15 protein-coding genes, 1 tRNA gene and 1 pseudogene are annotated in these 20,185 nt (G+C 74.9%); 8 read left to right on the forward strand and 9 right to left on the reverse strand.

The genetic code is table 11. The annotated features are described in order from the left end of the window. Positions 1-335: 335 nt before the first annotated feature. From AMK19_RS31215 to AMK19_RS35625, 3 genes and pseudogenes are all read right to left on the reverse strand, one after another. A pseudogene (locus AMK19_RS31215) lies at positions 336-1,553 on the reverse strand (PP2C family protein-serine/threonine phosphatase); the annotation flags it as partial. Between the two features lie 259 nt (positions 1,554-1,812). Further along, on the reverse strand, positions 1,813-3,144 hold the full coding sequence (locus tag AMK19_RS31220; RefSeq protein ID WP_241844684.1) for an NAD(P)/FAD-dependent oxidoreductase: 1,332 nt from the start codon (positions 3,142-3,144) through the stop codon (positions 1,813-1,815). Positions 3,145-3,488: 344 nt separating this feature from the next. Beyond that, on the reverse strand, positions 3,489-3,683 hold the full coding sequence (locus AMK19_RS35625; protein ID WP_143200502.1) for a hypothetical protein: 195 nt from the start codon (positions 3,681-3,683) through the stop codon (positions 3,489-3,491). A gap of 462 nt (positions 3,684-4,145) precedes the next feature. On the opposite strand from AMK19_RS35625, the gene AMK19_RS31225 reads away from it, so the two are divergent. Both AMK19_RS31225 and AMK19_RS31230 read left to right on the forward strand, forming a co-directional pair. Further along, complete coding sequence (locus AMK19_RS31225; protein ID WP_083647518.1) at positions 4,146-4,940, forward strand: TetR/AcrR family transcriptional regulator; 795 nt, start codon at positions 4,146-4,148, stop codon at positions 4,938-4,940. Between the two features lie 320 nt (positions 4,941-5,260). Further along, positions 5,261-7,237, forward strand: coding sequence for a sigma-70 family RNA polymerase sigma factor (locus AMK19_RS31230; protein WP_073818359.1), 1,977 nt, complete (start codon positions 5,261-5,263; stop codon positions 7,235-7,237). Here the strand turns inward: AMK19_RS31230 and AMK19_RS31235 are convergent. The 4 genes from AMK19_RS31235 to AMK19_RS31250 all read right to left on the reverse strand — a co-directional run bounded on the left by AMK19_RS31235 (position 7,227) and on the right by AMK19_RS31250 (position 11,343). Beyond that, positions 7,227-7,754, reverse strand: a complete 528-nt coding sequence (locus AMK19_RS31235) for a hypothetical protein (protein ID WP_073818362.1) — start codon at positions 7,752-7,754, stop codon at positions 7,227-7,229. The two genes, AMK19_RS31230 and AMK19_RS31235, sit on opposite strands and share 11 nt — an antisense overlap. 105 nt (positions 7,755-7,859) lie before the next feature. Next, entirely contained in the window at positions 7,860-8,555 is a 696-nt protein-coding gene (locus AMK19_RS31240) for a DsbA family oxidoreductase (RefSeq protein ID WP_073818364.1), read from the reverse strand. A 91-nt stretch (positions 8,556-8,646) separates the two neighbouring features. Continuing rightward, on the reverse strand, positions 8,647-9,135 hold the full coding sequence (locus tag AMK19_RS31245) for a universal stress protein (RefSeq protein WP_073818367.1): 489 nt from the start codon (positions 9,133-9,135) through the stop codon (positions 8,647-8,649). A gap of 126 nt (positions 9,136-9,261) precedes the next feature. After that, the gene (locus AMK19_RS31250; protein WP_073818369.1) at positions 9,262-11,343 is read right to left on the reverse strand and encodes an asparagine synthase-related protein; all 2,082 of its coding nucleotides are present in this window, start codon (positions 11,341-11,343) and stop codon (positions 9,262-9,264) included. A 655-nt stretch (positions 11,344-11,998) separates the two neighbouring features. On the opposite strand from AMK19_RS31250, the gene AMK19_RS31255 reads away from it, so the two are divergent. The 5 genes from AMK19_RS31255 (at position 11,999) to AMK19_RS31275 (ending at position 17,346) form a co-directional block, all read left to right on the forward strand. After that, positions 11,999-13,414 carry an MFS transporter gene (locus AMK19_RS31255; protein ID WP_073818372.1) on the forward strand — a complete coding sequence of 472 codons (1,416 nt, stop codon included), beginning with the start codon at positions 11,999-12,001 and terminating at the stop codon, positions 13,412-13,414. 15 nt (positions 13,415-13,429) lie between these two features. Beyond that, positions 13,430-14,698, forward strand: coding sequence for an L-2-hydroxyglutarate oxidase (gene lhgO / locus AMK19_RS31260; RefSeq protein WP_083647520.1), 1,269 nt, complete (start codon positions 13,430-13,432; stop codon positions 14,696-14,698). A 111-nt stretch (positions 14,699-14,809) separates the two neighbouring features. Next, positions 14,810-15,640, forward strand: coding sequence for a tRNA (guanosine(46)-N7)-methyltransferase TrmB (gene trmB / locus AMK19_RS31265; RefSeq protein ID WP_083647521.1), 831 nt, complete (start codon positions 14,810-14,812; stop codon positions 15,638-15,640). Between the two features lie 333 nt (positions 15,641-15,973). Further along, positions 15,974-17,203: a PrsW family intramembrane metalloprotease gene (locus AMK19_RS31270; protein WP_158071968.1), complete on the forward strand. Its 1,230-nt coding sequence runs from the start codon at positions 15,974-15,976 to the stop codon at positions 17,201-17,203. 69 nt (positions 17,204-17,272) lie between these two features. Beyond that, a tRNA-Met gene (locus AMK19_RS31275) sits at positions 17,273-17,346 on the forward strand. A gap of 401 nt (positions 17,347-17,747) precedes the next feature. On the opposite strand, the gene AMK19_RS31280 is transcribed toward AMK19_RS31275, so the two are convergent. Beyond that, complete coding sequence (locus AMK19_RS31280) at positions 17,748-18,947, reverse strand: MFS transporter (RefSeq protein ID WP_073818379.1); 1,200 nt, start codon at positions 18,945-18,947, stop codon at positions 17,748-17,750. A gap of 65 nt (positions 18,948-19,012) precedes the next feature. On the opposite strand from AMK19_RS31280, the gene AMK19_RS31285 reads away from it, so the two are divergent. Beyond that, positions 19,013-19,399, forward strand: a complete 387-nt coding sequence (locus AMK19_RS31285; RefSeq protein ID WP_073818382.1) for a MerR family transcriptional regulator — start codon at positions 19,013-19,015, stop codon at positions 19,397-19,399. An 11-nt stretch (positions 19,400-19,410) separates the two neighbouring features. Here AMK19_RS31285 and AMK19_RS31290 read toward each other — a convergent pair whose 3' ends face one another. After that, positions 19,411-20,127: a class I SAM-dependent methyltransferase gene (locus AMK19_RS31290; protein ID WP_073818385.1), complete on the reverse strand. Its 717-nt coding sequence runs from the start codon at positions 20,125-20,127 to the stop codon at positions 19,411-19,413. Between the last annotated feature and the right edge of the window lie 58 nt (positions 20,128-20,185).

Here is a 20,185-nt window from a genome sequence, read left to right on the forward strand (position 1 = left end):
GCGTTCTTTCGTGTTCTCAGCTTATCAGATGTTTTCCGCTCCGTTTTCCGGAGTTTCGATCCGACTTGCTGTCTGTCTTCCCTGCCTCGCGGCCGTTCCGACGTTTCAAACTCTAGCCGATCCCCGCTCCGAAAAGCGAATCCGCCGCAATCTCCGAAAACGCGCACAGCAAATACGAACAGGGACGCGAAAAGGACGCGACCCGACACGGATCAACTGGGTGGTTCTCAAGGGATTGGCTGCCCCGGGACCGTCCACGCAGATGCGTGCTCGGTGCTCCCTGTCAGGCAACTCGGAGAACACTACACACCTGCGGGCGCGGGATCAAGTGCCACCTGGAAGACCAGGACGGCGACGTCGTCGTCGTGTTCGGCGGTCACGCCGAGGGCCCGCAGGAGGCGGGCGCAGACGATGTCGGGGGCCGCGACGGGGCCGGTGAGGGTGTGGGCGAGGTGGTCGATGCCCTGGTCGATGTCCTGGTCGCGGCGTTCGACCAGGCCGTCGGTATAGAGGACGCCGGTGGTGCCGGGGAGCAGGCGGAGGGTGTGGGAGAGGTGGCCGGCGCCGCCGGTGCCGAGAGGTGGGCCGTTCTGTTCCTCGCCGCGCAGGACAGTGCCGTCGGGGGCCCGCAGAAGGAGGGGAAGGTGGCCGGCGGAGGCGTAGACGAGGGTGGTGGAGGCGGGGTCCCAGACGGCGTAGGTGCAGGTGGCGATCTGGTTGGCGTCGATCTCCATGGCGAGGCCGTCGAGCAGGGTCATCACTTTGTGCGGTGGCAGGTCGAGGCGGGCGTAGGCGCGGACGGCGGTGCGGAGCTGGCCCATGACGGCGGCGGCACGCAGGCCGCGGCCCATGACGTCGCCGATGACGAGGGCGGTCCGTCCGCCGCCGAGGCCGATGACGTCGTACCAGTCGCCGCCCACGGCGGCGTCGGCTCCGCCGGGGAGGTAGGTGGCGGCGACGTGGAGGTCGGCGGGCTGTTCGAGTTTCTGCGGGAGCAGGCTGTGCTGGAGGGTGACGGCGGCTTCGCGTTGGCGGCGTTCGGCGTCGCGGAGGCGGCCGGCGGCCTGGACCTGGTCGGTGACTTCGGTGGCGAAGATCAGGACGCCGGTGGGGGTGCTGCGGTCGTCGGGGCCGAGCGGGACGCAGGCGATGTTGTAGTAGCGGTTCCCGCCGAGGCCGAGGATGCAGCGGGCCTTCACGCTGCGCGGGCGGCTGCTGCGCAGTACCTGGTCGAGCAGGGGGAGCACGCCGAGTGCGGTGAGTTCGGGGAGGGCCTCGGCGGCGGGGCGGCCGGGGGTGCGAGCACCGAACAAGTCGCGGTAGGCGCGGTTGGCGTAGCCGAGCAGGTGGTGGGGGCCGTGGGTGAGCGCGACGGGGGCCGGCAGGCGGCGCAGGACGTCGCGGAGGTCGTAGAGGTGCTCGGGGTCGCGGAGGTCGGGGCCGGAGGCGGCGGGGTCGCGCTGGCCGGGGACGGTGACGGGTTCGTCCGCGGTGGTGGGGGTCGTCCGCCACGCGGCTCCGGTGAGCCGGGCGCTCCAGCGCATGAGGTTCAACGTGGGCCGCTTCCTCGGGGAACTGTGTGGGGGTGCCTGCTCGCGGGTCGGTTCCAGTGTGATCATCACCTTGCGTGCGCGGGATGGCACACGGCGTGATGGGGCGATCCTGTCAGGCTCCGGGGTGATTCCGGAAGTCGCGCCCCCGGTACGGCGCGTTCCGGCGGGTGTGCGCCGGGAATGCGCTTCCACCCGGCCGTCGTACATGCGCAGCACGTTCGCCGTACAGAGCCGTACAGAGCCGTACAGAGGGGCGAAATCAGCTTCCCGGTCCGGTGCGGAAACCTGACTCGAATTCGGCCCGGGGGTTCTCGATGGTGCCGAGCGAGACCACTTCGCGTGGGAACAATCCGCCGAACACCCAGTCCATCAGGACCCGGACCCGGCGCTCCCGGCTCGGCAGGCGGCGCAGCAGGCGGACGCGGTGCAGCCACCAGGCACGCCGTCCGGTGATCCGGGTGCCGCGCCTGGTGTGGGCGACGGCGCGGCGCAGGCCGAGCGAGGTGGAGCACGCGGGATCACCCGGCCGGTAGTCCGCGAGGGGCTGGCCGGCGAGCTCGGCGGCCAGGTTCTCGGCGAGCAGCTTGGCCTGCGCGAGGGCATGTTGGGCGTTGGGGGCGCAGAGCTGCCCGGCCTCGTCGGGGACGGCGGCACAGTCGCCGGCGGCCCAGGCGTCGGTCAGGGGGGTGCCGTCGGGGTTGGCGATCCGCAGGGTGGGCGTGCAGGTGATCCGGCCGGCGTGGTCCAGCGGAAGGTCGGTGAGGGCGAGCACGGGGGCCGGACGGATGCCGGCCGTCCAGACCAGGGTGCGGGCGGCGAAGCGGCCACCGTCGGAGAGCACCATGACCTGGTCGACGGCGGACTCCAGGGTGGTGGAGAGCCGGACGTCGATGTTGCGTTCGCGCAGTTCGGCGAGGGTCTGGGTGGCGAGCTCGGGGATCTCCTCGCTGAGGATGCGGTCGGTGGCCTCGACCAGGACCCAGCGCAGGTCGTCGGGGGTGAGGTTGTGGAAGCCCTTGGTCGCGGTGCGCGCCATGTCCTCCAGCTCGCCGAGCGCGCCCACGCCCGCGTAGCCGGCGCCGACGAAGACGAACGTGAGGGCAGCCTGCCGGAGCGCGGGGTCCCGGGTCGAGGACGCGAGGTCCAGCTGCTCCAGCACGTGGTTGCGCAGGGCGACGGCCTCGCCGACGGTGGCGAACCCCATGCCGTGCTCGGCCAGGCCGGGAACGGGAGCGGTACGGGAGACCGCACCGGGGGCCATCACCAGGACGTCGTACGGGACTTCGGTCGGCAGCCGGAGCTCGCCGCGCGGGGCGGCGTCCACCCAGGCGGTGCGGGAGGCGTGGTCGATCCTGGTGACGCGGGCGGTGAGCACCCGGCAGTCGGGCAGCGCGGTGCGCAGCGGGACGACCACGTGCCGGGGGTCGATGGAGCCGGCGGCGACCTCGGCCAGCAGCGGCTGGAAGGTGAGGTACGGCTGCGGTTCGACGATCGTGATGTCGATCCGCCGGTCCCTCAACTGCGGTCGCAGTACCTGCTGGAGGCGCAGCGCGGCGCTCAGTCCGGCGCAGCCGCCGCCGATGATCAGGATCCGAATGGGGCACCTCCGGCCGGCCCTCGGGTTGTGACCCGTTTCACGTTCCCCCTATGACGCACCCGCCGGAGGGCTCTTGTCCACACTCCGGGCCGGATCGGTCCAAATCCGATCCGGCATCCGACCCCGAAACACCCCTTGCCACCCCCGCCCGAACAACTGACGGGGGCGGCAGGGCGGTTGGGCGACGATCAGTGCGACCAGCCCGGACCCTCCTGCCACCCGGCAGGAGACGGCAGGGGTACCGGCCCGCCCTGGAGCGGGGTGGGCTTTCCCGGGGCCCTTCACTTGATCGGCGCTTGCATCGAGCAAGGTCATTCCTTGGGAATCGATGGCCGTGCTCAGTGCGACCAGTGCGGGTCGCCTTCCCGGGAGAGGTCGTCGAGCAGGCGCTTCCATTCGTCGGCACAGGCGTTGAGTTCGCGGAACGAAACGGTGAATCCGCTCGCCCCGCTCCCTGGGTTCTGCCTGCCGCACATGACCCCCCATGCGTTCGGCAAATTTGTGTGTGGTTGTTGTGCGTGCGTGTCGGTCACGCCGGCGAGGAACACCTGCCCGGAGGGCGGAGACGTGTGCGTTCGATCCGTGCGCCGGTTGCGACGGCGGAGCCCGACACGATCTGATGATCCGTCAAGTATCGGTAAAGAAGGGCAAGTCGGGCCGTCGGTTGCCGAGCTCTCGGGTGTGACTCGTCTCACGTGGGGTGTGGGCGGTGCCTGTGGGGATTTGTCCGCAGCTGGTGCCGGATCGGATCGCCGGCGGTGAGGAGTGGTCCACTTCTGCGGCGAACTTCCTTGAACTATGGTCGGATTGTGGTTCGGACCGCCGAAGGTGCCGGTCCATGGACCTGCGAGCCCGGTGGCATCGGTGCGACTGCCCGGGAGCCATCCGGGGAAGGTAGTGCGCGGACGTCGGACCGACCCGGTGCCGGCAGCGCACACCAGGGGGCGCAGTGACCGTTCGGGTGCCCGGAACGGGGTGCCTCGGGGGAGGTTGGCATGTCGGAGCAGGAACAGTTGGCCGAGCGGTCGCCGGGTGGCGCGTTCGGGAGGTCCGCGGTGGATGTGGTGCCGGAGCAGCGTGGCCCGGGTGAGCGGGAGCGGTTCGCGTTCCCGCAGGGCGAGCGTCCGGGCGAGGCCGGGCGGGGTGCGGGTTCGCGCCTGCGGGTGGATGCCCGGCGGAACCTGGAGAGTGTGCTGCGCGCCGCGCGGGAGGTGTTCGGCGAACTCGGGTACGGGGCGCCGATGGAGGAGGTCGCGCGCCGGGCCGGGGTGGGTGTCGGCACGGTGTACCGGCGCTTCCCCAGCAAGGAGGTGCTGGTCCAGCGGATCGCCGCCGAGGAGGTCTCCTGGCTGACGGCGCAGGCCCGGGAGTCGCTGTACGGCGGGCTGAACGGGCCGTGGGACGCGCTGGCGGGGTTCCTGCAGCGGGCCGCCGCCTCGGGCGCGGGCCGGCTGCTGCCGCCGGAGGCGTTCCGCTACGCCGAGGAGATCGGCCGGGTGCCGGAGCAGCGCGCCGGCGAACTGCGGGCGTTCGCCGGGGCGTCGGCGTCCGATGCCGAGCAGAGCGCGGATCCGCGGCTGCTGCTGCAGCTGCTGGCGGCGCTGGTGGCCCGGGCGGGTGCGGCGGGCGAGCTGCGGGCGGGGGTGACGGTGTCCGACGTGGTGCTGGTGCTGACCGCGGCGGTGCCGGTGCACGCGTCGGCGGCGTTCGCGGCCGAGGACGGCGGTGCGGGCGGCGGTGCGGGCGGCCGGCTGCTGCAGATCCTGCTGCAGGGCCTGCGGGCGTCCTGAAGCGGCCGTGGGCGTCGGATGGTTGACGGTCGGTACGGGGGGCCGGGGCCGGTGACGCGTCGTTCGGGTGACGGGAAGCCGCCGGGCGCGGGCGGCGTGCGGGACTGTCCGGGTACGCGCGGTGCCTGCGCCCTCGGTCTCCGAACACTTCGGCGAGCGGCGGCCCGGAAGAGTGGGTCCGGGTCCGGGCGGCTACCGGTGGTCGCTGCGCTATGCCATTCTTTGCCCGTGGTTGGAGCCATTGTCCTGTTGCGCACCGTGATCGCCGTCGACGTCGAGGATCGGCCCGTGTCGTGTGCCGTGCGACCGGGCGGTGCCAGGTGAGCCCGGACGAGCAGGGCGAGGGCGGGGAGTTCGGCTCCGGGCTGGGCACGCCGGGGCAGGTCCCGGACCAGGGCGGCAGTCCGGCCCGGGAGTCGCTGACCGGCCGGGTGCCGGGCCAGGCCCCCGCCGGGCAGGGCGGGGTCACGCCGGAGGCATTCATCGCCGAGGAGCTGTCGGCGCGCGTCACGGTGCCGCCGCCGGCCGACCCGGTGGACGGTGAACGCCCGCCCTCGGACGCCGAGTTGACGGCCCTGGTGCGGGCCGGCGACGACACCGCGTACGAGGAGATCTACCGCCGCCACGCGGACGCGGTGCGCCGCTACGCCCGGACGTGCTGCCGGGACAGCTTCACCGCCGAGGACCTGGCGGGCGAGGTGTTCGCCCGCACCCTGCAGGCGTTGAAGGCGGGCAAGGGGCCGGAGTTCGCGGTCCGCGCCTACCTGCTGACGGCGGTGCGCAACGTCGCGGCGGCCTGGGGCCGTTCGGACCGCCGCGAGCAACTGGTGGACGACTTCGCGACGTTCGCCGAGGCGTCCGCCGCCACGATCGAGTTCGACCTGGCCGACCCGGGCGCGGACGCCTGGGCGCTGGCGCTGGCCGATCAGCGCATGGTGATGCGGGCGTACGCCGAACTCCCGGAGGACGACCGGGTGGTGCTCTGGCACACCGAGGTCGAGCGGGAGTCGCCGAAGACGGTGGCGGTGATGCTCGGCAAGACCGCCAACGCGACGGCCGTGCAGGCCCACCGGGCCCGCGACCGGCTGGCCGCGGCGTTCCTGCAGGCGCACGTGTCGGGCAGCCAGGAGTCGGGCTGCGCCGGGTACGCGAACCGGCTGGGCGCGTACGCCCGCGGGTCGCTGCGCAAGCGGGCGTCGGCGGAGGTCGGCAAGCACGTCCAGGACTGCACCCGGTGCACGGCCGCGTACCTGGAGCTGGCGGACATCAACCACAGCCTGCGGGCGGTGCTGCCGGGCGGTGCGCTGCTCTGGGTCGGCGCCGGCTGGTTCACGGCCGCGGCGGCCGCGGTCGGCACCGGCGTGGCCGTCACGGGCGCGGTCGCTGGCGGCACGGTCGCGGCCGGCGGTACGGCGGCGGGCGGTGCGACGGCGGGCGGCGGTTCGTCCGGCGGTGGCACGGCGGCGGTCGGGCAGGGGCTCGGTACGGCCGCCAAGGCCGGGATCGCCGCGGGCATCGCGGTGGTGGCGGCGGCCGTCGCCGCGTTCGCGCTGACCGGTACGCCGGAGCCGAAGCCGCCGGTGGCCGCGCCGCCGCCGGTCAGCACGGTGCCGGACGCGCCGGCCCCGGTGACCGCTCCGCTGCCGGTGTCCTCGCCGACCCCGGACCCGACGCCGTCGACGTCCCCCTCGCCGTCCCGGACGCCGAGCCCGAGCCCGAAGCCGAGTTCGTCCCCGACGACGAGTCCGAAGCCGGTCAGCACGCCGCCCCGAACGGCCGAGCCGGAGCCGTCGGCCGCGTCGACGCCGCCGAGCCCGAGCCCGAGCCCGACCCCGAGCCCCACGCCGAGTCCGAGCCCCAGTCCGGTCACCCGGTTCTGGCTGGACGAGTTGCCGACGAACCGCGGCCACCACAGCGCGGACACGCCGGTCATCCGCGGCTCCGGGTTCGTCCTGCAGCGGCCCGGCGCGTGGATCCAGGGCGACTACTACCGGCACGCGCTGGCGGTCCAGGTGCCGTCCCGGGTGACCATCGACCTGAACCGCAGCTGCCGGTCCTTCGACGCCGTCGCAGGGCTGGACGACTTCGGGACGGGCTACGGGCGGGTGGTCTTCTCGGTGCAGGGCGGCAACGGTCAAGTGCTGTGGAGCTCCGGCGAGTTGTCCTCGGACGACAAGCCGGTGCAGGTGCACGCCCAGCTGTCCGGCCAGACCTCGATCCGGCTGGTGGCGACCACGGCCCGCGGCTCCGTCCCGGTCGACCTGGCGGACTGGGCGCAGGCTTCGCTCAACTGCTGACGGCCGCCCCGACCGGGGCGACCACGGCCAGAGCAACCGCACCGGGACCGGTCGGTCGCGCCGCGAGGCCCAGCCGCGCGGCGAGGCTCTGCTGGGCGCGGGCGATCCAGCGCACCGGCCGGCGCAGCAGCACGTACAGGCAGAGCGCCCAGCCGGCGACGTGCACGGCCCACACGCCGGCCATGGTCGGGCCGCCCCACGCCTGGTGGTAGTCGGTGCCGAGGTACCAGATCGGGTAGCCGAAGTTGCGCACCGAGTTGAACGCGGCGTACCCGGCCAGCAGCAGCGCGAGCGCGTCCAGCGGCAGGCCGAGCACCGTCCGGGCGAGCCGGCGGCCGGGCGTCCAGTGGCCGGGCGTCCAGTGGCCGGGGCCCCACGTCCGGGCGTGCAGGCGGGCGGCCCGGGCGGGCTGTCCGGCCAGCAGCAGGGCGGCCCCGGCCAGGTCGGCCGGCAGGGCCGGCGCGGACCGGACGGCGGGGGCGCAGACGGCGCGGAACGGACGGCTGGTCACGGGCATCCCCGGGGCTCCTTCTGATCGGGTCGAGGCCCGTACTGTGCCGGGCCTCGACCCGATCAGAAGGAGCCCCGGGGAACCGGATCGGCCGTCGTACCCGGGTACGACTCAGATCGCGCAGCTGCCGTCCGCGCAGGTGTCGCCGGCCGGGGCGATCTCGGTGAGCTGCCGGGCGGTCTCGGTCTCGACCTGGCGCAGCACCTGGAGGAAGGTGTCGGCCTCCTGGCCGCCCTGGACGGCCCACTGGCCCTCGAAGACGAAGGTGGGGACGGCGGTGACGCCGATGGCGCGGGCCTCGGCGAGCGCGGCGCGGGTCTCGGCCTCGCCCTCGTCGCCGGCCAGGTAGGCGGCGGCGCGCTCGCGGTCGATGCCGGTCTCGGCGGCGAGGCCGGCCAGTGCCTCGACGTCGCCCACGTTGACGCCCTCGGAGAAGTGGGCCTTCAGCAGGCGCTCCTTGAGGGCGGCCTGCACGGCGGAGCCGTACTCGGTCTCGGCGAGGTGCAGCAGGCGGTGGGCGCGCAGCGTGTTGACCTCGACCGCGGCGTCGAAGTCGTAGTCGATGCCGAGGGTCTTGCCGACCTCGGTGATCTGCGCGTCCATCGCGAGGGACTGCGGCCCGTACCGCTCGGCCAGCCACTCGCGGTGCGGGCGGGCCTGCTCGGGCGCGTCGGGGACCAGCTGGAAGGGGCGGAAGACCACCTCGACGCCGTCCTTGCCCTCGAAGCGCTCCAGGGCCTCTTCGAAGCGCCGCTTGCCGACGTAGCACCAGGGGCACGCGATGTCCGAGTAGATTTCGACCTTCATGGCGGGCGGGCTCCTGTCGGGGGATGGTTCACGGCGGCCGGACGGCCTGCTCCGACAAGATGAACGCTCAACCACTCGCCGTCATTCCTGGTCAGGGCTCTTCGACGGGTGCGGGGACGACCAGCACGGGGCAGCCGGCGTGGTGCACGGCGGCGGTGCTGACCGAGCCGAGCAGCAGCCGGGTGAAGCCGCCGTTGCCGCGGGTGCCGAGCACCAGGGTGTGCCGCCCGTCGGCGGCGCGGAGCAGCACGTCCACCACATTGCCGAGCAGCACGTGCAGGGTGAGCTGCCCGGCGTACGGGCGGGGGCGGGCGGCCTGGACGGTGGCGACGGCGCGGCGCAGGCCGTCGGACATGCTGGCGGTGAGGCGTTGGACGCTCTCCTGGACGAGGTCGGCCATGCCCGGCGGGTAGCCGGTGGGCGAGGGGTTGACCACGGCGAGCACGTGCAGCGGCAGGCGGTGCGCCTCGGCCTCGGTCATCGCCCGGTCGAGCGCCCAGAGCGAGGCGTCGGAGCCGTCGCAGGCGTTCACGATCGCGCTGCCGGGCGGCGGGGGCTCGGTGCTGACGAGGAGGGTCATGGCGCGACGCTATCCGTCGGCCCGGCGCGCGCCGGGCAGGCACGCTCGGCGGCCGACGCTCCGCCGCAGGGCGGACGGTCGGACCCGCTCAGCTTTCCAGCGCGGTGCGGCGCGGGGCAGGCCCGCTCAGCGTTCCAGCGCGGTGCGGCGCGGGGCAGGCAGGCCGGTCCAGGCGGAGCCGGGGCGGCGGGCGGCGAGGCGGCGCAGCCAGATCTCGACGGCGATCAGTTCGGCGAGCGCGGCGAGGGTGGCGGGCGGGGCGTCCTGCGCGGGGTCGGTGGCGGTGGCGAGGGCCTTGCGGACGGCGGGGGTGTCGATCAGTCCGGCCTCGCCGAGCAGCGGCCGGTCGAGCAGCTCGGTGAGGGCGGGGGCGGCGGCGCGCAGGCCGTCCCGGGCGGGGGCGTGCGGGTCCGCTCCGGTGCCGCGTCCCCAGGTGGCGGGGAGGTCGGTGCGGCCGGCGCCGGCCAGGACGGCGGAGAGCAGGGCGGGGCGGGCGCCGGGTTGCAGGCGGAGTTCGTCGGGGAGCAGGCGGGCGGCGCGCAGCACCTGGTTGTCGAGGAACGGTGCGTGCAGGCGTTGGCCGTGCTGTTCGGTGGCGTGCACCAGGGTGCGGTAGTGGGTGGCGTGCCGGTGCAGGGCGAGGCGGGCGCGGCGGGCGCCGGGCGGTTCGGTGGGGGCGCCGTCGCGGGCGGCGGTGCGCAGGTGCTGGGCGAGTGCGGCGAGGGGTTCGTCGGCGAGCAGGTGGGCGGCCGGTCCGGTCGGGTGCCAGGTCAGTTCGGCGGCCGTCGCGCGGCCCGCGGTGGCCGGTCCGCCCGGTCTCCGGCGGATCGTCAGGTTCAGGGCGAGGTCGTCGAGGGCGTCGGCGGAGCGGGTGCGGGCCAGGCGGCGGGCGGCGCGCAGCACGGTGACGGGGGTGTGCAGGGCGCCGGTGAGGGTGCCGGCGGTGGCGCGGTCGGCACCGGCCAGAGCGGCGACGGGGGCGAGCAGGTGGAGCGGGCGTCCGGCGTGGATGAGGTCGGCGAGCCGGGCGGGGTGGCCGTCGAGGACCTGTCGGGCGCCGTGGCCGGTGAGGTGGTCGGCGCCGCCGGCCCGGTGGACGGCGGCGTACCGGGCGGCGTGCAGCAGTGCGGGGCCGGGTTCGTCGGTGAGCGGGCCGGCCAGCGGGTCGGCGAGTCCGGCGTACGGGAGGACGGGCGGGACGACGAGGTGGCGCAGCCGGGGTGCGTGCACGGCGAGGGCGAGGCCGTCGGTGTCGCCGCGGGTGACGGCGGGCAGCGTCTCGGGTTCGGGCCGGTCGTCGGCTTCGCGGGCCCAGGAGCCGCGGACGGCGCCGGTGCGGGCGGCGGGCCGTTCCAACGCGGTGCCGGGCCGGGTGCCGGCGGGGAGCGGGACGGCGGCGGCGAGCAGGGCGACGGTGGCGGAGGCGGTGCCGTAGGAGAGGTCGACGCCGAGTCGGGGCCGCGCGCCGGGGGCGGTGGCGCGGACCCGGCAGCGGACGGCCTCCAGCAGGGCGCGGGTGAGTTCGCGGACGGCGGGGGCCTCGGCCGGGGCTTCGGCGGGGTCGTCGGGGTGCGCGGTGTGGTGGGCGCGGCCGCCGCGGATGCCGAGGGCGTGGCCGGGCGGCACCCGGCGGACGCCCCGCCAGGGGGTGCGGTCGCCGAGCACCTCGGGGGTCTCGGGGGTGGCGAGCCGGGCGGCCAGGTGGGCGGCGTCCAGGGGTGCGCCGACCAGGTCGGCCAGCGGCAGGGCGGCGGTGGCCCAGGCGGTGCCGCCGGCGAACGGGGTGTGGAAGACCGGCTGGACGCCCGCCAGGTCGGTGAGCAGCACGGTGGAGCGGGTGCCGGTCCGCAGGACCACGGTGTAGCTGCCGGGCCAGCGGGTGAGGTGGCGCAGCGCGCCGCCGCGGGCGGCGGCCAGGCCGTCGGCGAGTTCGCGGTCCGTGGCGCCGCAGCGGCCGGCGACGGCGAGGCGCAGGGTGGCGGGGGTGTCGAGGTGGGTGCGGTCGGCGGGGCCGCGGGGGTCGAGTCCGCCGCGGACGTCGGCGGGGGCGCCGGGGCGGAGCACGGCGAGGCGGAGTTCGTCGGGGCGCCAGTCGCCGACCGCCCAGAGCGGGTCGGGACCGCCCCAGAGCAGGGTGCCGGCGATCGGCCGGACCGCGGCGAGGGCCGGGTCGGCGGCCGGGCCGCTCCAGCCGGTGAGCCACCGCATCGCGCCTCCGTGGTGCTACGGGCGCGCGGCGAACATCCGATCATGTGCAGGAAATTGGCGCACCGTCAGGAGACATCGTGCCACCGGTGGGCGCAGAACGGGTGGGGCTTTCGCGGCGGGGCGCACGGACCGGGCCACCCCCTCCGGGGCCCGGGCCGTGCAGGTCCTCGAACTCCCGTCCGGGGCACGGCCGGTGGCCGCCGAAGCGGTGCGGAAATGGTCCGTGGACGGTGCGATACGGCCGCAATGTGGCCGAAAGACGTCGCACGAGCCGGGAGGGCATCCGCATGCCCTCCCGGACGCGCCGCTGCCCGCGGGGATTGAGGCAGCGTTTCCCCCGGCCCGCCGGGTCCTCGACGGCGGGCCGATCCACAGGCACCAGCGAATCGCCGACCTGCCGCTGCGGCCAGGGAGCACGAATGGCGCACGCGGGCACGGGCCGGGAGCACGGGCGTCCGGCAGGTGCCCGCGCGACGCCCGGCGGACGTCCGGCCGCCCACCGCGGACGCAGCGCGTTCCCGCCAACCGGAATGCGGCCTCTTAACCGTGGGAACGCGGGCGACTACGCTAGGTGCAAGCAGTCCGGTGGCGTGCTGCTAGCGTCGCCAATCGCCGCCATCCGCGCACGACGTCGCCAGGGGGTGCCACCGCCACCATGACCGTCAGCTCACGAGGGCCGAACGACCGGCTCGGCGCCCTTCTCACACTCGCCCAGATCAGCAACGCCGGGCTCGCCCGCCGGGTCAACGACCTGGGCGCGCAACGCGGCCTGACCCTGCGTTACGACAAGACCTCGGTGGCCCGCTGGGTGACCAAGGGCATGGTGCCGCAGCGCCCGGTGCCGCACCTGATCGCCACCGCGCTCGGCAACAAGCTCGGCCGCCCCGTCCCGCTGGAGGAGATCGGCCTCGCCGACTCGCACCCCACGCCCGAACTCGGCCTGGAATTCCCGCGCGAGGTCCCGGAGGCGGTCCGCTCCGCCACCGAGCTCTGGCGGGTCGACCTGGACCTGCGGCGCGGCCCCGGCGGCGGCCGGTGGAGCGACACCCTGGCCGGCACCTTCTCGGTCGCCGCGTACGCGACCCCCGTCTCCCGCTGGCTGATCACCCCCGCGGACGGCTCGGTGGCCCGCGAGACCGCCCCCGACCTGTCCGGCTACCGGGTCGGGCACGCGGACGCCGCGAAACTCCGCGAGGCCGCCCAGGAGGCCCGCCGCTGGGACTCCAAGTACGGCGGCGGCGACTGGCGCTCCTCGATGGTCCCGGAGTGCCTGCGGGTGGAGGCCGCCCCGCTGCTGCTCGCCTCCTACAGCGACGCCGTCGGCCGGGCGCTGTTCGGCGCCACCGCCGAACTCACCAGGCTCGCCGGGTGGATGGCCTTCGACACCGGCCAGCACGAGGCCGCCCAGCGCTACTACATCCAGGCGCTGCGCCTCGCCCGGGCCGCCGGCGACGTGCCGCTCGGCGGGTACGTGCTGGCCTCGATGAGCCTCCAGGCCTCCTACCGCTCCTTCCCGGACGAGGCCGTGGACCTCGCGCAGGCCGCCCTGGAACGCAACCGGGGCCTGGCCACCGCCCGCACCATGAGCTTCTTCCACCTGGTCGAGGCCCGCGCCCACGCCAAGGCCGGCAACGCCACCGCCTGCGGCAGCGCGCTCTCCGCCGCCGAGGCCGCCCTCGACCGGGCCCGCCCCGGCGACCCCGACCCGACCTGGATCGACTTCTACGCCTACGACCGCCTCGCCGCCGACGCCGCCGAGTGCTTCCGCGACCTCGGAGTGCCGTCCAAGGTCCGGCAGTTCACCCGCGAGGCACTGGCCCGCCCGACCGAGGGCTTCGTCCGCTCGCACGGCCTGCGGCTGATCGTCTCCGCGATGGCCGAGGCCGAGGCCGGCGACCTGGAGGCCGCCGTCGCCGCCGGCGAACGCGCCGTCGAGGTCGCCGGGCGGATCTCCTCGCACCGCAGCCGCGAGTACGTGGCCGAGCTGCTGCGCCGCCTGGAGCCCTACCAGAACGAGCAGCGGGTCAAGGAACTCACCGAACGCGCCCGCCTGGTCCTCACCACCGGCTGACGAGGGGTTGCGTTCTTGAAGCACGACGTCCAGGTCGTGGTGGTCGGCGGCGGCATCGTCGGCCTGTCCACCGCGTACGCGCTCACCCACGGCCACCCCGGCACCACCGTCACCGTGCTGGAGAAGGAGAGCGCCCTCGCCACCCACCAGACCGGGCGCAACAGCGGCGTCATCCACAGCGGCGTCTACTACCGGCCCGGCTCCCTCAAAGCCCGGTACGCCACCCAGGGCGCCCGCGAGATGGTCGAGTTCTGCCGCGAACAGGGCATCGCGCACGAAGTCACCGGCAAACTCGTCGTCGCCACCGAGGAGACCGAACTCCCCCGCCTCGCCGCCCTCGCCGAACGCGGCCGCGCCAACGGCATCCCGCTGACCGAACTCGACCCGGCCGGCATCCGCGAGCACGAACCCGAGGTCACCGGCCTGGCCGGCCTGCACCTCGCCACCACCGGCATCTGCGACTACACCGCCGTGGCCCACCGCTACGCCGCCCTCGCGGGCGAACGCGGCGCCGAACTCCGGCTCGCCACCCCGGTGTTGGACATCGCCCGGCGCGCCGACGGGGTCACCGTCAGCACCCCCACCGGCGAGATCCGCTGCGCGGTGCTGGTCAACTGCGCCGGCCTGCACAGCGACCGGATCGCCCGGCTGGCCGGCGACGACCCCGGCGTCCGGATCGTCCCCTTCCGCGGCGAGTACTACGAACTCGCGCCCGCCCGCCGCTCCTTGGTCCGCGGCCTGGTCTACCCCGTCCCCGACCCGGCGTTCCCCTTCCTCGGCGTCCACCTCACCCGCGGCATCCACGGCGACGTCCACGTCGGCCCGAACGCCGTCCCCGCCCTGGCCCGCGAGGGCTACGACTGGCGCACCGCGAGCCTGCGCGACCTCGCCGAGACGATCCGCTTCCCCGGCACCTGGACGATCGCCCGCCGGCACTGGCGCTACGAACTCGGCGAGCTCCACCGCTCCCTCTCCAAGCGCGCCTTCACCGCCGCCGTCCGCCGCCTCCTCCCCGCCGTCGCCGAGGCCGACCTCCTCCCCACCACCGCCGGCGTCCGCGCCCAGGCCGTCGCCCGCGACGGCACCCTCCTCGACGACTTCGCCTTCGCCGGCTCCGGCCGCCTCGTCCACGTCCTCAACGCACCCTCGCCCGCGGCGACGGCCTCGCTGGCGATCGGCCGCGAGATCGCCCGGCGGGCGATGCGGGGGGTGAACGACCAGGGGGGCGGGGAACTGCGCGAAGCGGGAGGCGCCCCACCGCAGGATCGCGACGCAGGACAGTGACCTGCACGTGCTCGCGACCTTGCGGACCGGTGCACGGCCTTCGCGCCGTGGGCTCGCGCCGCGGGCTCGCGCCGCGGGCGGTTTTTCGGGCTCCCGTAGACTGGTGCGATTGTGACCTCCTCCGCCCCCAGCCCCCAGTTGCCCGCTTCGGCCCGGCTGTCCGCCGCCCCGGCGGCGTACCCCGCGCCGATGTACCCGCACAAGGCCACCGAGGCCCAGCACCGTGAGCAGCGGATCCGCAGTTTCCAGCCCCGCCGTGGTCGGATGACCAAGGCGCAGGCGGGTGCGCTGGACCGCGGCTGGGAGCGTTTCGGCCACGCCATCGACGGCACGCCGATGGACCTGCCGGCGATGTTCGGCGGCCGTCCGGTGACGCTGGAGATCGGTTTCGGGATGGGCGACACCACGGCCGCGATGGCCGCCGCCGACCCGTCGTCGGGCATCCTCGCGGCGGACGTCCACACCCCGGGCCACGGCAACCTGCTGCAGTTCCTGGAGCGGGACGGTTCGGAGAACGTCCGGCTCGCGGCGGGCGACGCAGTGATCCTGCTGCGCGACATGCTGCCGGACGCATCGCTGGCGGGTCTGCGGGTGTACTTCCCGGACCCGTGGCCGAAGCCGAAGCACCACAAGCGCCGGCTGATCCAGGAGTCGTTCCTGGAGCTGGTGCTGCCGCGGCTGGCCCCGGGCGCGCTGGTGCACTGCGCGACGGACTGGGAGCCGTACGCGGAGCAGATGCTGACGGTGCTGGAGGCGTCGCCGGAGCTGGAGAACCTGCACCCGGAGGGCGACGGTTCGCCGTGGCTGGAGCCGGAGGAGCACCCGGCGGGCAGTGTGCCGGGTTACGCGCCGCGCCCCGAGTGGCGTCCGGTGACGAAGTTCGAGCGGGCCGGCCTGGCCAAGGGCCACCTGGTGCACGACCTGCTGTTCCGCCGCCGCTAGGGCCTGCTGCCGCGAAGCGCCGTCTGCCGAATCGTCCCTGCGCGGAACATCGGCGGCGGCGCTCTCGCGCATCTGCTCGATCAACCGGCCCTGATGGGACCGGGGTTGGTCGCGGTCGTCGAAGTCGCGCCGGTGGTCCCGGCGTTCGACCCGGTGACGTTCCGTCCGCCAACCTTCTCGGACATATGTGCGTTCTCCCCCCTGGCATCGCGGGTAAGGACAACGGTGAGGCGGCGTCCGCCGTTTCGCCTTGCTGACGGCCTGTCGTCCCGGGGCGCACGGATTGTCCGCTCCTCTCCCGCAGGAGCGGAGCATTCCCCTACGCTTCTGCAGGTGAGCAGTCCGCCCAGCGGCAAGGCCTCCCCCAGCCTGCCTGTAGGGGCCGCCGCCATGGCCGCCGATCCGCCGCCGTCCCCCACCGGTGCTCGGCCGTTCCCGGAGCCGAGGGCGCGCCGGTCCGGCAGGCTGTCCCGGCTGTATCCGTCGACGGTGGGCCGGATTCCGGGCCAGCGCGGGGCGCGGGTGGCGCGGGTCGCGCCGTCGGTGGTGCGCCGGCTGTGGCCGTTGCGGCGGCCGGCGCTGTCCTCGGCGGTGGCCGCGTTGGCGTTGGCCGGGTCGGGGGTGCTGATCCTGCACCTGGTGCAGCGGCAGACCGGGACGGCGGGGCTGCTGGTGGGTCTCGGGCTGGCGTTGCTGCCGTTGCCGTTCGTGCTGGGGTCGTTGGCGTGGCTGAACCAGACCGCGCGGGTGCCGCTGCGGCACAGCCTGTTCTGTCTGGCGTGGGGGGCGTGTGCGGCGACCACGGTGGCGATCATGGCGAACGGCTGGGCGAGCGACTTCCTGATCGCGCACCGGGGCGCGCGCGGGGAGACCTGGGGGTCGGAGTTCGCGACGCCGCTGATCGAGGAGGTGGCGAAGGGCTCGGCGCTGCTGATGCTGCTGCTGCCGTTGCGGCGGCGGCACCGCTGCGACGCGGAGCGGCCGTGCGGCCGGCTGCGCCGGCTGCTGTGGCACCGGCAGGGCGGTCCGGAGCGCCCGGTGGCGCTGTTCCGGCCGGCCCCGGCCGGGCGGCAGCGGGCCCGTTCGCGGCCCCGGACGCTGGCGGCGGGGGCGGTGCTGGGCGGGGTGACGGCGTCCGGGTTCGCGTTCACCGAGAACGCGCTGTACCTGGGTCGGGCGTTCACCGCGGACCGGCAGGCCCGGCTGGACGCGATCGGCCTGGGGCGGACGCCGAGCCTGCGGGACTTCGACGGGACGGTGCACACCTTCGTGCTGCGGGCCCTGCTGTCGCCGTTCGCGCATCCGCTGTTCACGGCGCTGGCCGGCATCGGCCTCGCGGTGACGCTGACCACCGGCCGCCGCTGGGCGGCCCGGCTGGGCGCCCCGGCGGGCCTGCTGCTGGCGATGGGCCTGCACGGGGCGTGGAACGCGGCGGCCGGGCTGGGCACCGACGGTTTCCTGCTGGTGTACGGACTGGTGATGGTGCCGTGCTTCGCCGCACTGGTCTGCTTCGCGGTGTGGGCGCAGACCCGCCGAACCCGCCAGCCGACCGGGCCCGGTTGACCTGCACGGGTCCCCCTGGGGAACGGATTTCCCTTTCTCGTCGGAGTCACGTAGAGTCGTGTTTACCGACGCGGGGTGGAGCAGCTCGGTAGCTCGCTGGGCTCATAACCCAGAGGTCGCAGGTTCAAATCCTGTCCCCGCTACTCAGTAGCAAACGAAGGCCCGGAGGCATCGCCTCCGGGCCTTCGTCGTGTGCGCCCCCTGCTCTCGTAGCGTGCCCGCCGGATGTGGCGAAATAAATCCGTTGCCCGGCCCAGGGGCGGTGCCTACGCTGGCAGCACACTGAAAGGAGGTGATCCTGAGTTGAGTTCTTTCAGGATGCGTGAGGTGGCTGCTCGCTAGAGCCGCCCCTGCCTGCGCAGCGGTGAGGCCGTTCGGTCTCCGGCTCAGGCTAATTCCCAGCAGTCACCCGGCCCGTGGGCTCACCGGTACATCCCCGGTGCCTCGACCGCCGTCCCCGCTCAGCGGGGCCCGGCCCGAGGAGCAGCCCACGGGCCGTCTGCGTTCCCGCACGCTTCCGCGGGGCCCCCGAGGCCCACGGGGCTCACGGGCGCTTCGGCGGGAAGCCGTGGCGGCGGGCCAGGGCGGCGACGGCGAGGACGGGCAGCAGCAGGGCGAGGGCGAACCAGGGGAAGGCTCCGGGGCCGGAGAGGTCGAGCAGGAGTCCGCCGACGGCGCCCCCGAGGCCCATCGAGGTGTTCCAGGTGGCGACCAGCAGGGTCTGGGCGCGGTCTCCGCCGGCGTCGGCGGCGGCGGTCTGGAACAGCGGGGCGACGGCGCCCCAGCCGAGGCCCCAGAGGGCGGCGGCGAGCAGCACCAGGGGTGCGGCGGGCGTGGGCAGCAGCAGGAGTCCGAGGGCGGCGAGGACGGCGGTGGTGGCGGCGAGCGTGAGGTGGCGCAGCCGCCGGTCGACGAGGGCGCCGGTGACGGCGAGCCCGGCGACCGAGGCGAGGCCGAGGACCAGCAGCACCAGGTCGCGGCGGTCGGCCATCCCGTAGTGGTCGAGCAGCGCGGCGATGTAGGTGTAGAGCACGTTGTGGGCGAGGACGAACGCGCCGACCACGAACAGCACGGGCCGGACGCCGGGCAGCCGGAGCGCGCCGAGCAGGGGTTCGGTGCGGCCGGCCCGGCGGCCGGGGGCGTCGGGGACGGCGGCGGCGAGCCACAGCAGCAGGCCGCCGGCGAGGACCGCGACCAGCCCGAAGGTGGGCCGCCAGCCGATCAGGTGCCCGGACCAGGTGCCGAGCGGGATGCCGAGAGAGAGCGCCAGCGGGATGCCGATGCCGGTGACGGCGATCGCCCGACCGTGCAGTGCCGGCGGGGTCAACCGGCGGGCGTAGCCGACGAGTTCGGACCAGATCGCGGCGACGGCGACACCGGCGGCGATCCGGGCGGCCATGGTGAGCGGGTAGGACGGGGAGAGCGCGGTGACGGCGTTGGCGACCAGCAGGACAGCGACGGCGGCGAGCACCAGGCGCTTGCGGGACCAGTGCGCGGTGGCCCGAACGAGCGGGATCGCGGAGAGTCCGGTGGCGAGGGCGTAGCCGGTGAGCGACTGGCCCATGGCGGATTCGGAGACCCGCAGGTCGTGGGCCATCTCGGGCAGGACGCCGGCGGGCAGCGCCTCGGTGACGATGCCGAGGAAGGCGGCGGTGGCGAGGGCCAGCAGCGGGGACCAGCGCAGGCCCCGGGCGGGGGTCAAGGGCACGGTGGAGGCGGGGAGTTCGGTGTGGATCGCGGTCATGCCGCTATCCTCGAACCCTGACATCAATGTGAAGGTCAAGTCCTTCCGACGGACGGGAGACGCGGATGCGGATCGGCGAACTGGCGGACCGGGCGGGGGCCTCGCCCCGGCTGCTGCGCTACTACGAGGAGCAGGGCCTGCTGAAGCCGGGCCGTTCGGCGAACGGCTACCGGGAGTACGACGAGGCGCTGGTGGAGCGCGTCCGGCAGATCCGTTCGCTGCTGGACTCGGGCCTGTCCACCCGGACCATCCGGGAGGTGCTGCCGTGCCTGACCAGCGGCCAGTACCACGTCCGGGGCGCCACGCCGGAGACGCTGGCGGCGCTGGAGCACGAGCACCGGCAGCTCGCCGAGCGGGTGGAGTGCCTGTCCCGCAGCCGGGACGCGGTGGCCGCGTACCTGCGGGCGGTGCACGAGCTGCGGGAGACCCCCGTTCCGGCGGGCGCCTGCTGACGGGAGGGCCGTCACCGTGCCGGGTTCAGCACCAGGATGCGGTGGGGCGGGGTGGTGGTCAGGACGCGGCTGGCGATCCGGTGGTGCCGGAGGGCGGCGCGGAGTTCGGTGAGGTGCGGGCAGAGGCTGCCGGTGTGGTCGTACAGCGGGAAGATCCTGGCCTCGCCGTCGGGGGCGGTGACCCGGGCGAGTTCGCGCAGGGCGCGGAACTGGTCGGCGGGGGTGAACAGCGCCGGGTAGGCGAACAGCAGGTAGGAGCTGAGGGTGAGGGCGAAGCAGCCGTCGGCGAACGGGAGTCGGGGCAGCGCGGCGGCCAGGTAGTGCCCGGGGTGGGCGGCGGCGTCGGCGGTGAACAGCAGGCGGGCGCGGTCCCAGCTGCGCAGGTACTTGTCGGGGCTGCGTCGGCCGCGGGCGGCGCGGGGAAGGTGGTGGGCGGGGTCGCCGCGGATCGCGCCGGCCATGGTGTCGCGGCCGGCGGCGGCGAGTTCGGCGAGGCGGCGGGGGCCGAGCGCGTAGCCGGGGTCGACGGCGACCACCCGGCAGCCGAGCGCGCGGGCCTCGGCGGCGAACGCGGCGGCCCCGCCGGGGCAGTCCAGCAGCGGTCCGGGCAGGCGGCGCAGGTCGGCGCGGGTGAGGCCGAAGTAGGCGCAGTACTCGTCGAGCGGCCGGGAGGTGATCAGCACGGGCGCGCGGCGGTCCACGGGGCGGGCGGCGCTGACCGGGCTCATCGTCGGTGCTCCTCCGGGCGTTCGACGGGAGGCGTTCGACGGGCCCGGGGTGCGGCCC

The organism is Kitasatospora sp. CB01950 (genome assembly GCF_001905465.1).
Lineage (GTDB): Bacteria > Actinomycetota > Actinomycetes > Streptomycetales > Streptomycetaceae > Kitasatospora.